Source organism: Pseudomonadota bacterium, assembly GCA_036339585.1.
GTDB lineage: Bacteria > Pseudomonadota > Alphaproteobacteria > UBA8366 > UBA8366 > UBA8366.
Window position 1 is genome coordinate 35,270 of the sequence record JAYZAS010000011.1, and the last position, 12,446, is coordinate 47,715.

11 protein-coding genes are annotated in these 12,446 nt (G+C 44.4%); 7 read left to right on the forward strand and 4 right to left on the reverse strand.

The window, feature by feature from the left end; all coding sequences use genetic code 11:
* Window positions 1-29: 29 nt before the first annotated feature.
* Entirely contained in the window at window positions 30-935 is a 906-nt protein-coding gene (locus VX941_08335; GenBank protein ID MEE2933415.1) for an SDR family oxidoreductase, read from the reverse strand.
* Between the two features lie 270 nt (window positions 936-1,205).
* Between VX941_08335 and VX941_08340 the strand changes: the two genes are divergently transcribed.
* Window positions 1,206-2,024, forward strand: coding sequence for an enoyl-CoA hydratase/isomerase family protein (locus tag VX941_08340; GenBank protein MEE2933416.1), 819 nt, complete (start codon window positions 1,206-1,208; stop codon window positions 2,022-2,024).
* Window positions 2,025-2,092: 68 nt separating this feature from the next.
* Here VX941_08340 and VX941_08345 read toward each other — a convergent pair whose 3' ends face one another.
* Both VX941_08345 and VX941_08350 read right to left on the reverse strand, forming a co-directional pair.
* Entirely contained in the window at window positions 2,093-3,298 is a 1,206-nt protein-coding gene (locus VX941_08345) for an MFS transporter (GenBank protein MEE2933417.1), read from the reverse strand.
* A 22-nt stretch (window positions 3,299-3,320) separates the two neighbouring features.
* A complete protein-coding gene (locus VX941_08350; protein MEE2933418.1) occupies window positions 3,321-4,184 on the reverse strand; it encodes an isocitrate lyase/PEP mutase family protein in 864 nt (287 codons plus the stop codon).
* 486 nt (window positions 4,185-4,670) lie between these two features.
* Between VX941_08350 and VX941_08355 the strand changes: the two genes are divergently transcribed.
* The 6 genes from VX941_08355 (at window position 4,671) to VX941_08380 (ending at window position 11,354) form a co-directional block, all read left to right on the forward strand.
* On the forward strand, window positions 4,671-5,999 hold the full coding sequence (locus VX941_08355; GenBank protein ID MEE2933419.1) for a (Fe-S)-binding protein: 1,329 nt from the start codon (window positions 4,671-4,673) through the stop codon (window positions 5,997-5,999).
* Between the two features lie 269 nt (window positions 6,000-6,268).
* The gene (locus tag VX941_08360) at window positions 6,269-7,234 is read left to right on the forward strand and encodes a tripartite tricarboxylate transporter substrate binding protein (protein MEE2933420.1); all 966 of its coding nucleotides are present in this window, start codon (window positions 6,269-6,271) and stop codon (window positions 7,232-7,234) included.
* Window positions 7,235-7,281: 47 nt separating this feature from the next.
* Entirely contained in the window at window positions 7,282-8,808 is a 1,527-nt protein-coding gene (locus tag VX941_08365) for a tripartite tricarboxylate transporter permease (protein MEE2933421.1), read from the forward strand.
* Window positions 8,795-9,280 (forward strand): tripartite tricarboxylate transporter TctB family protein, encoded by a 486-nt coding sequence (locus tag VX941_08370; GenBank protein ID MEE2933422.1) that lies wholly within the window; start codon window positions 8,795-8,797, stop codon window positions 9,278-9,280. Before VX941_08365 ends, VX941_08370 begins: the two co-directional genes overlap by 14 nt.
* Before the next feature lie 38 nt (window positions 9,281-9,318).
* Entirely contained in the window at window positions 9,319-9,708 is a 390-nt protein-coding gene (locus tag VX941_08375; protein ID MEE2933423.1) for a RidA family protein, read from the forward strand.
* Between the two features lie 59 nt (window positions 9,709-9,767).
* Window positions 9,768-11,354, forward strand: coding sequence for a gamma-glutamyltransferase family protein (locus VX941_08380; protein MEE2933424.1), 1,587 nt, complete (start codon window positions 9,768-9,770; stop codon window positions 11,352-11,354).
* A gap of 477 nt (window positions 11,355-11,831) precedes the next feature.
* Here VX941_08380 and VX941_08385 read toward each other — a convergent pair whose 3' ends face one another.
* Window positions 11,832-12,446, reverse strand: coding sequence for a TIGR02466 family protein (locus tag VX941_08385; protein ID MEE2933425.1), 615 nt, complete (start codon window positions 12,444-12,446; stop codon window positions 11,832-11,834).

Here is a 12,446-nt window from a genome sequence, read left to right on the forward strand (position 1 = left end):
CTAGTCAGGCATTTCGCATTAAAACAAAATCACACAGGGTCCCACGGAAAGATGTCGGCAGTTCTGTCAAGGGGTAGGAAGTTATGTCTCAAAGCTGGAACAACTCTCTCAGCTATCGCGGCTGGCGTCCAGCCTTCCGCTGTCTGCATTGTTCGTAAGGGGCGCGGCTGACTAAATAAGTGGATCTCGTTATGCCTGGTTGCGAATACCTGTCCCGTTATATCTCTGCTCATATCAGAAGCTAAGAAAACTGCCATCGGTGCATTTTTTTCAGGTGTCACTTGTTTCCGTTGCTCTGCTCTCTTTTTCTGTTCCGGTGTATTGGTAGGCACCGAACCAGTCATACGGCTCCATGCAGAGGGCGCAATACAGTTGGATCTGACGTTATAACGAGCCATATCGAGTGCAATACACTTGGAGAATCCAACAATGCCGAGCTTGCAGGCGCCATAGTTCGACTGCCCAAAATTTCCGAGTAATCCTGACGTTGAGGTCATGTGAATGAACGAACCGCTTGATTGATTGCGAAAGTGTGTAGCAGCAACACGACTTACGTTGAAAGTACCTTTCAGCATGACATTCACCACACTGTCCCAATCTTCTTCTGTCATTTTGTGGAATATTACATCGCGCAAGATGCCGGCGTTATTTACTACCACATCAATTTGCCCAAAGTTATCCAGGGCAGTTTCGATTATGTTTTCTGCCCCTTTATAGTTTGCGACGGAGTCGGTGTTGGATACTGCTTCACCACCACTACCGTTTATGTCATCGACTACTGATTGTGCTAGACTTGCATCACCACCGGTGCCATCAAGCTCAACACCAATATCATTTACCACTACCATCGCCCCGTGGGACGCTAGTAATTTTGCTATCGCTTTACCGATTCCCCGTCCGGCGCCTGTCACAACACACACCTTCCCATCACACATCTTTTGTGGGTCAATGGTGTCAGCTAACACTTGATCGGTCATGTTTATCTCCTTTGGCATGGTGCATTTTGTTTTTGAAATCCGCTTATTAAGAAAACCATCAACCTACGCATGAGAAGCCTCATGTCCATTGTCATTATAATTTTTAGCAATATTACAATCTTTGACGCTGATTGAAATGATGCATGTATAGATGTTTCTGGATTGAGCTGCTAGTTTTGCCCCGTTTAATTTTTCTTTTTAAAGCATTTGTAGCATGGAGAGATGAGCATGCCCAACCCAGTAAACACCAGTTCAGATTTTAATCCAGAGGCTTTCGAAGCGGTCAAATGGGAGCTTCGCAAAAATACGGCGTACATTACGATGTCGCGTCCAGAGGCGCGAAATGCATTAAATATCGCAATGCGAAACGAATTGATGGCATGCTTTAATGAAGTTCAGGAAAATGGGCAAATCTGGCTTGCAGTACTATGCGGGGAAGACCCCATTTTTTGTGCTGGCGCTGATTTGAAAGAGAAACTCAATCTTGCCCGTTCTGATGGAGACAAAGAACGGTCTCGTCTGTCAAATGAGCTCTATATGACTATGCGTCGCTGCTACAAACCAATTATTGCGGCCATTAATGGAGGCTGTATCGCGCAAGGGGCCGGACTCGCTTTGCTCTCAGATATTCGTGTAATGTCAGATCAAAGTTTCTTTTGGTGGCCGCAGGTTATGCGCGGCATTTCATCCATGTCCGGGCCTTTACTACTAACTGAAGCGGTTCCGCCTGGTTTTGCACTCAAATATTTACTTACGGCAGATAAGATATTACCTAATGATGCACTTCGCGTTGACCTCTGTACCGAGGTTGTTAAGCATCATAATTTGATGTCGGCCGTCGATCGATGGGCGAATAAAATGCTGCGAAATGCACCGCTTTCTTTGCAGGCAATTAAAGAGGTTGCGGTGCGTAGACGAGGCATGTCAATTGATGATGCCTTTCCTGTAGGAAGAAAAATTTCTGAACGAACTATGGACTCAGTAGATTCATTAGAAGGGCTCAGGGCTTTCAAAGAGAAGCGCATACCTATTTGGACCGGTAAATAGACAGTAGTGTTGGCCGCATCATATATTTAAGAGTTCCGCAAATTTAATAACATTTGTCGCTTACAAATCTATTTATAGTTGTCGATAACTGGGGTCTGTTCTGTCTGCTCCCTAAAATATAATGTTAGAATAAGTGTGGCACTTACGAATAGTATCGCTAGAGCAAGCCATGCGATGCTGTACCCAAAATGATCTACAATCCATCCAAAAAATGGTAACCCGATTCCAGCTCCTGCGCTGGTAAATATTCGATTAGTGCCGACGGCAGTTGCAGTAAGTTTTTTGTCGGATGTCTCAACGCATACAGTTTGTGTAACCCCGACATAGCCGGCAGTAGCAAGTCCAACTGGGAAGGCGAGGGCCAGAATAATATAAAAATGCCAATTGGGTGATGCCAATGCCATCCCCAATAATGATAAAGTGCCTAACGTACCAATTATCAATAAAACTGGCTTTCGTTTTGCTGCGAATAGAAGGTCGCTGATTGCACCCCAGCTCAATCTGCCAACAGCACTTGCGGTTTGAGCAATGCTCAGACAAGTCGCTGATATAGTTGGATCGGCACCGATGGCCTCTCGGCAAAAAGCTGCAATATTTGCAAGCATGGCATACATAGACGCTTGGAAAATCCCAATTGATGCGTTGAAGATCTGGAGATTTTTATCACGTATTACCGTTAGCATTCCCTTTAGTGGAGGTGTTTTTGGGCCGCTAGTATTACAGGGCAGCAGAAGGGCTAGTCCAGCAGCTAATGCTATGAGGGTTGCGAATCCAAAAAGAATTTCGGCGCGGTTAGAAATATCGATTAGCACTCCTGCAACCATAGCTCCTAAAATTCCGCCCAACGGAACACCAGTTTGTTTTATACCCATTGCTGAGGCGCGACGTTCTCGAGGGAATATGTCAAATACAGTTTTGCTGGTACATGGGTTGACCAGTCCATAACCTGTGCCAAGCATAAGCATTCCAACGCATGCTGTTCCAAAGGAACTGGCTACTCCTATAATAGCAGTCCCAGTCGCTGCTAACAGCATTGAGGAAGCAAATACGATGCGTGTCCCGATATAATCTATGAGCAGTCCACCCGGGATTGCGATAAACCCCTGCACGATCATATAAATACCGATTAACCAACCATACTCCTCCGCATTAATGCCTAACTCGTTTTTGAGGTTTGTTGCGATTGCTGCAAGGGCCATTATCGTGCAGTTTCCAAAAAGATGGCCCCCGGTGAGGGCAGCAAGTCGAATCTTAAGATTTAAACTGGTTCGCATTAAAACTATCTAGCTAGGCTTATTATGGTCGATCGCGATAGCGAGCCTCAACGTCTTCTATTTCAGAAAGACCAAGTGTTGAATTATATTCTTGGAAGGTCGCTAAATTATCTTTTGTCGCTTCAAGTCCGTTCGTAGCTAATATACTTTTCAGTGACTTCCGAACATTAAATATTACGGACATTGCAATCGCGGTCGGCAAAATCCCAAGTTTTACATCATAGATATCCAGCCCATTTGCTGACAGGGGTGTGTTTCCCGTGGTGTCAATAATGCAGGCCATTGGCATGTTGAGATTAGAAGCTTTTTCCAGCTGTTTATGCTTGCATGGCGGTCCAAACATTAGCATGTCTGCCCCAGCATCACGGTATTTTTCTAAACGCTCGCAAGCGGCCTCAAACCCATCTACAGCAATCGCATCCGTCCGCGCAATAATGAGTAAAGATTGATTCTGTCGGGCATCGAGGGCCGATTTTATTTTACTTACCATTTCATTTGTAGAAACAAGCTCTTTGCCCGCGAAATGGCCACATTTCTTTGGGTATGTTTGGTCTTCAATATGTAAAGCAGCTGCTCCAGCATTTTCAAATGCTCGAACGGCTCTGCGTACGTTCAATGCATTCCCATAACCTGTATCTGCATCGACAATTAGTGGTAGCCCTGCAGCATCGCTTATTCTCGCGGCATGATCTGCCATCTCTGTCAGCGTTATAAGTCCGACATCCGGAACGCCGAGATGTGAAGCGGTCGTCGCATTTCCACCCATGTAGGCAATATCGAAACCTGACTCTGCAATTAATCGGGCGGTAAGAGCATCCGTTGCGCTGGGTGCTAAATGAGTTCCAGGGCGTGATAGCAGGGCTTGTAAGTTTTCTGGCTCGGGCATAATGCAGCACTCCATTTTTGGGGATACGACGTTTGGGATAGACTTTAGCGTATGATGAGGATTGGATATATCACTTTGGTTTGTCGTGATGTAATCAAAATAAAACCGATCAAAGTGGGGGTATGGGGAGTGTATTTAAGCGCGAAAAAATCATAGATGTTTGCTAAGGCAACATTCAAGTGGCAAGCACTTCAATTGATTTGCAAATAAGTGATTTTTTATTGATTGTGTACGTCAGTTCAATCCTAACTAAAAAATCAGTTTTGCAGATGCAGATAAGTGCTTGAGAGCCGCATTTTTAGCTCTGTGCAAGGAATCATCACTTTTGACCAAGAGTGATTAACTTTTGAGCATTTCTCATGAAACATCCATTTAAATTATCTCTGGATTAAAATATAAAATGTTGTTTCTATTGCAGTTTTTTGCAATTTGCTGGTTGGCATAATGTGTGCGGTGCTCTGCGATCGAACAGGCAAGGGTAGTTCAATGGCTAAGGCAACCGTAGACAATTTTGTAGATGCCTTTCGAAGGGAGATTGATGCCACTGCTGAGGCATGTGTAGGTTGCGGTAAGTGTTATGAAATTTGTCCAATAATCGAAAGCGCAGGTGTTGGTGGATTAGATTCGGAACTTATGACGAACGGGATCCGGGATATCCTGTCTGGTGGAAATATAAATGAAAAATCGCGCCAATGGGCAGATGCTTGCATCCTCAGTGGAGATTGTATCGATAGCTGCGATTACGGCATTAATCCGAGGTTGATGTTGACGATGGCGCGGGCAGTATCAAAGGAGCGAACTCATAACGAAAAGGAGAGAAAATTAGAGGGTCAAAAGGCATTCAAGGCTTTGGGTGCCGGTGTAAAGGTTCTATCGCGTATGCAGTTAACGGCAGCTGATCGGAACCGGCTTGGTCAGGATGGCACAATAGCAGTTCCTGACGAGAAAAGTGTGGACTATATATTTTATACCGGATGTAATGTTTTGAAGACGCCACACATAGCTTTGCTGTGCTTAGACATCATGGATGCTTTAAAAGCAAAATACTTGGTTTTGGGTGGTCCATCCCATTGTTGCGGTATTTTGCAACTTCGTGCCGGGGACGTTAAAACCTCAACCAAGGTAGCCTCAAATACCATAGAAAAATTTATCCAAACGGGCGCAACTGAAGTCTTATCGTGGTGTCCGACATGCCAAGTTCAATATTCGGAGTTCGGCTTGCCTACTTACGAAAATGCCACAGGGATAAAGCCGTTTGAAATGACGCCGTTTGTTTTGTTTTTAGAATCACAGCTAGACGCTTTGCGTCCCTTGCTTAAGCAGCCTGTTAAGAAAAAAATTGCTCTTCATCTTCATCCCGGCATTGCAGGACTTCCGAATGCTGCAAGGAGATTATGTGATGCAGTTCCTGGTATTGAGGTCATAGATCTAAATCTTCCTGAAATGGGCTTAATGAGCAATTCTCTCTCGACAGTGCCATCTCTTAAAAAGGATTTGCAAGCTCAAGAATTAGCCGCCGCTGAAGCTGCTGGCGTGGATGCTCTTGCTGCTGTTTATCACGCGGATCATCGAGAGTTATGCGCTCATGAGCGCGATTACCCGTTTAGCGTAATCAACTTCTTGGAAATAATTGCAGAATCAATGGGCATTTTTCGCGACGATACCTTCAAAACCATGAAGATAAAACAGGACGCAGACAAAATTCTAAAGGATTGTGCAGATATGTTAGAGGCAAATGCGATATCAAAAGACCATGCGCGTCCAATCATTGAGACGGCACTTTTGGGCGAGCAGCCGGTACCGTTACGTGGTTAATATAATTTCCTTTAGTTACAAAGAACTTTCCTACCCAAGTTATTTAGGTTAAAAAATAAACAGAATAAAATATGCCTAAATTTTCATCATTTAATCCTTATCGAGCACAAAATGTGAGCGCTCAATCCTCCATTAAGTGAAATTATACAATAAAAACAATAGGTTAATACCCGGCATAGATAGTGCAGTGGAAACTACAACGTTCACGGGAATTATTCGGGCAGTGAACTTAAGACTTTTAATTGTATAAAAACATATAGAGGAAGAAGATGAGACTGATAGTAAAAGTTTACCTTGTATCGCTTATTATTTTTTCTGCCGCATTTACCAGCGGCTCTGTTAATGCGTTTCCTGAAAAACCGGTTAGGTTGACTGTTGGGTTTGGTCCGGGTGGGCCATCTGGAATTGCAGCGCGGTTTATGCAGAAAAGGTTCACTGCGGTCACTGGTCAGGAGTTAATCATTATTAACAAGCCTGGTGCTGGAGGTGCGAAAGCGTGGTCGCAGATCAAAAAAGATAAGAAAGATGGATATGAGCTAACATTGCTGAACTTCCCGCACACCGTTCTACAGCCTATTGCGCGCGGTAAAAATGCTGGTTACTCATATGAAGATATTCAGCCTGTTCTTTACTACACTTCCGTCCCGCAAGTATTAGCGGTACGAAAAGATAGCCCAATTAAAACATTCAAGGATTTGGTGACTGCTATAAAGGCCAAGCCTGGTTCAGTGACAATCGGTGGAACAGGAATTGGTGGCTCCAATCACTCTGCATTCTATAAATTCAACAAGGTTGGAGGGTTTAAGGCAGCCTATGTGCCGTTCAAAGATACTTCGTCTACGATCGCTGGATTAAAGAGTGGCTCTACCGATGCTGCGTGGACATTTACTACTCAGGGTGTGAAAGACGGTGACTCTATAAGGATGTTGGCTATTGCCTCAGAAAAAAGAATGTCGTTATTCCCCGAACTGCCAACGTTGACAGAGCTTGGGTACCCCGTAGTTGATGTGGCTTATTGGTCTATTGGAGTTCCTCCTGGAACTCCGTCTAACATTCGGCAGAAGGTTTCCGATGCCTTCCAAAAAGTAGTGAATGACGCCTCGGTTAAGGCCGATATGAGTAAAGGTGGTTATCAACCCATATTAATTCCATACCCCAAAAGCAACGAATTCAAAGCTCGGTTGGGTAAAGATTATGGCGCTGTAGGTAAAGCGCTCTCAAAGAAGAAAAAGTAAGGGCATTGTGGGGTAGTTTTGCGCCATGAGCGTGAGCCTACCCCAACATGTGTACAATGGAATTTCTACAGCATATCTCGGCCTCTTTTTCTCCTTACATTTTAGCAGTAGGCACTTGCGGCCTTTTTTTAGGCATATTGTTGGGAGCACTGCCAGGGTTAAGTTCAACATTTTCTTGTGCCGTGATGCTTCCTATTTCATTCTCGATGGATCCTGTGCCGGGGCTAATTTTTCTTGGCACCGTCTACATGGGGTCTACCTACGGGGGCTCATTCTCGGCAATTCTAATTAAAACTCCGGGCACGCCACAATCTATCACCACTACATTTGATGGGTTTCCAATGGCGAAACGAGGTGAGGGAGGGTTGGCCCTATCGATAGCGTGCATGGCATCGGTGATTGGAGGGTTGACGGGAATATTTGTTTTTTTATGGCTAGCTCCTCCACTTGCTAAGTTTGCGTTAATGTTCGGCCCAGCAGAGTATTTCTGGCTTGCACTGTTTGGCCTTACCATTATCGCCTCTCTAAGTGAAGGTAACCTAATCAAAGGCCTCATCAGTGGTTTTTTTGGCTTGGCATTGTCCCAAATTGGTGTCTCGGTGGTTAGCGGTGACATGCGGTTCACATACGAAAATCCCGCTTTAATTGGTGGGATCCCTATCATTCCTGCTACGATCGGGCTGCTATGTCTCCCGGTAGCGATAGATTTAATAGCTGATCCAGATCACCACCTTAGTACACCGCTAACTGAGCGGAGAAATAATTTTTTAAGAGCCGCTAGGGCAATCTGGGACCGAAAGCGAAATGCTATTCAGAGTTCACTCATAGGTACATTAATCGGAATCATTCCAGCAGCTGGGGGAGCAATAGCCAGTTTAGTTGCGTATGCTGAGGCAAGCCGGACCGCCAAAAAAAGCGACAGGTTTGGAGATGGTGATCCCGGGGGAATAATAGCTTCGGAATCGGCTAATAATGCTACGGTTGGAAGCGGTCTAATACCAACTTTTGTACTCGGAATTCCCGGCACTCCTCCCGACGCCGTTATTTTGGGAGCGATGATGGTTCATGGGGTGCAGATTGGACCAAAACTCTTCACTGAGCATAATGACATTGTATTGACGTTTCTGTCGGGTATGACCATAGCAACCGTGCTTATGCTGCCAGTCGGTTTATTCTTGGGGCGTTTTATCTACTCAGCGGTTACCAAGATGCCAAAATCATACTTGGTGCCGATGGTAGCCCTTATGCTGGTTATTGGATCCTTCGCCATCCAAAATAACTATCACGATATAGTGATTATGCTTGTTTTAGGAATTGTTGCTTGGATCATCAGTCGTTTTGGATTTCCAGCGCCACCCATCGTGTTAGGGCTCCTGTTGGGTCCTATAGCGGAACAGGGTTTTGCCCAAGCTCTAATGATTGGTCGTGCCAAAGACTCAGTGTTGGAGACCTTTTTTGCAAGGCCAATATCAGTTGCTTTAATTGGCTGCATTTTAGCTGCCATCATATTACCGCCGCTTTTGCGGCGCTCCTCTTTCAACAGGTTAAGGATGAAAGAAAATGTTTCAACTTAAAATGAATATTAATGGCAATAACAATAGGGCCAGGAATATACTGGGAAGTCTAACATTCGGCATGCTCGGTATTTTTATGTTTTATGCATCGCAGGATTTTGAAAGTGCTGGACGGGTTACTCCTGCATTTATTGGTTGTGGATTAATAGTCTTGTCAGTTCTTTTGGTCCTTGTAGAATTTTGTAAAAGTGAGTTATTACCCCCTCCAACTGCTATCACAGGCTCTTTAGTTCGTCGTAGTTTGTTCATAGCGTTAATGGTTATCTGGGTTGTGGCTCTGCCATATCTTGGTTTTGTAGTGGCAGGGTGTCTCGCGTTCGCTATAATTTCAGCGGCAGTTCCCAAAAATTCCCACAAAACATCGGCTTCTGTTGCTATAAACACTGTTGCCGGCATCGTAACCACTATCGGGTTCTGGGTCGTGCTTACGGTTTTTTTAAAAGTCCCGCTGCCTGAGGCAACTTTTTTTTGAGTAATTTTGGAACTTTCAATAAGCTAGGCTAGACAACGATGCTAGAACTTCAACACATAGTCTCCTCCCAAGGCCCAAAGCGTGTTGGTCCCTTCAGTCATGCTGTCCGAGCAGGCGATTTTTTATTTGTAACCGGACAAATGCCTACACTGCCAGAGGACCCAAATACGTTGGTTTCTGGTGGTATAGAAGAGCAAACAAAAAGAGTTATGGATAACCTCAAACTTGTTCTTAGCAGCCAAAGCCTAGGTTTCGACAGGATAGCTTTTGCGCGAGTTTATCTAGTAAACTTCCAAGACTTTGACCGCATGAACAAAGTCTACCAGAGCTTTTTTCCTAAAGACCGACTGCCCTCCCGCACTTGCATTGGCGTTACAGGACTGGCAGTTGGGGCTTTGGTTGAGATTGATTTTGTTGTGGCTTGTTGAACACAATAACAATCCTGTTGTGATTAGTTGATATTGTAAGCACTCTTGATAGGAACGGCATGATTGAAACAATGAGGTCTTCTCGTGGCGCAGTAAGTGCACCACATCATTTGGCTGCTGAGGCGGGGCTGAGGGTGCTCCGTGAGGGTGGAAATGCAATAGAGGCCATGGTGGCGACCGCAGCTACCATAGCTGTTGTGTATCCTCACATGAACGCCTTAGGCGGAGACAATTTTTGGTTGATTCATAAATCGGGCAGAATTTTTGGAATAGATGCTTGTGGGCGGGCCGCCAAAAAAATCACTAGAGAATTTTATTTGAGCCGCGGTTTCAGTTCTATTCCATCTCGAGGGGCACTCTCTGCTTTGACAGTGGCGGGTGCTCCAAGTGGCTGGGAATTAGCTTTACAGATAAGCGCGAAGTTTGGTGGCTCGCTGCCATTGGACCGTCTTTTGGAAGACGCTATATACTACGCTGGTGTGGGTGTTCCTGTCACACGATCACTTCAAAAAAATGTCGTGAATAAGTCAAATGAATTAGCTGATATCCCTGGGTTCTCTGAAACGTTTTTACCCGACGGAAAACCACCAATTGTTGGTGAGCGGTTTGTTTTGCCAGCATTGGCAGAAACGTTGATGCAAATCGGTGAACGAGGAATATCAGATTTTTACGAGGGAGAACTAAGCAGAAAGATCATCTCCGACCTGGCTAAGGTTGGCAGCCCATTAAGTTTGGAGGATATGGAAAAGCATAAGGCGCGGATGACTGAACCGCTGCAGGCAGCAACCAGCTCTGGCACACTCTACAATATGCCGCCGCCAACTCAAGGTATTGCCTCACTGATAATTCTCTCATTATTTGATATACTTAAAAGGCCTGAGGCGGAAACCGCAGACTACATTCATGCTATAATAGAGGCTACAAAAGCTGCGTTTAATATCCGGGATAAGTATGTGGCCGATCCAGACTCCATGAATGTCTTGGTCAGTAAGTTCCTTAGTCACGACTCATTAACCCAGTTGGCATCCGGTATTGATTTCAGTCATGCAAAACCTTGGAACACCCCAGTCGATAGTGGTGATACGGTTTGGATGGGTGCTGCAGACTCAGATGGTTGTGTTGTAAGCTGTATACAAAGTGTTTATTGGGAGTTTGGAAGCGGTCTTGTTCTCCCTGAGACAGGAATTGTGTGGCAGAACCGTGGCATAGGATTCTCACTTAATCAAAATCACCATAACAGGCTTGAACCAATGCGCCAACCGTTCCACACAATTCAACCCGCGCTTGCTAATCTGCACGACGGCAGGGTCATGGCTTATGGCACTATGGGGGGTGAGGGACAACCACAGACGCAAGCTGCTATATTCAGTCGTTACGTTACCTATAAGCAGGATTTGCAAACAGCGATAAATTCACCGCGATGGTTGCTAGGTAGAACATGGGGTGATGATACCAGTAAATTACGGCTTGAGAGTCGTTTTACAGCTGACGTGACCAACGACTTAGCCCAACGTGGTCATGAACTAGAAATGGTTGGTGATTTTGACGACATTATGGGACACGCAGGTGCCGTGGTGTTACGACCTGACGGGATTTTCGAGGCGGCAAGTGATCCTCGAAGCGATGGGGCCGCTTTAGGGTTTTGATGCTCCGATCTCCTCTCGAATGGCTATTAAAGGTAATTTGAAATAATGTGTTTAGACAGTTGTGCAAGAAAGTTCCCTGGCGGATGACAATCCATTTTAGATTACAATGCAAAAACGACTGAAGAAAAAGGGGTGTAAGCCATAAAAGCTGTTGAATATTGTTTACCCCATTCTTGCCGCTGGACCATCAGTGTCGCAATACAAGTGCTAAGGTGGCGTTACGAATAGGCCTCGTTATTTAGGAAAGTCTTTTTGCGAGTAAAGAGGCAGCTGAAGAGGAACATTTAGAGCGCACACTTTGTTATGGTTGTGAGCGGGCTGAAATCGTTGGTTACAGAAGCATACTGATGGTCAAATGACTACGCTATACTACTTGAAGAAGGTGGGCTCGTAATGCCGGATTAGTTCATAATAGCTGTGGCATACAATGTAAAAATGCTAAAAAAGCAAGTAAACTTGTAATTTTATAGTAAATACTCAAATTACCGCAGTAAAGTTTAAAGTAATTTTTCTTTCATCTAATGTATGCAATAAGTCTCTGTGTCTAAAGTTACTATTAAAAATGATTAGTTGACCCTCATTAGTATCATAAGCAATGTTTTCCATGTTGTATTCATTATCCTCTATTACTGGAACAGAAATCATTTTTTCGGCAGCAGGTGAGTCAAAAACAATTTTCGCGGAACCTTTTGGAGCTTTTAGAATATAGATCCCAGAAAAAAGACTATTAGGATTTATATGAACGTCAGTAGAGCAGTTTTTTTCGAATATATTTATCCACATGTTCTTAATAAATACATTATTATTTGGTAAGTGTACTCCAATATACTTCGCGAATTCTATCAATTCACATGCAATTATTTGGCTCAAATCCAGAAATTCTGGTTGCATGTGCAACTCGTTATTATTCTCTATTGTGGTATATAATGAGCATGCCCAATCACTCGGGCGACTGTTTGGCGTACTGCTGCGAATAAAATCAACGGCCGGCAGTAAACTTTTTTTTATGTCATCATGATCGGGAATATTCGAGATCTGCACAGGACAGGGAAATAGCTCTAAGTATCTAGTGTGGGGTGTTACGTCTGTCAT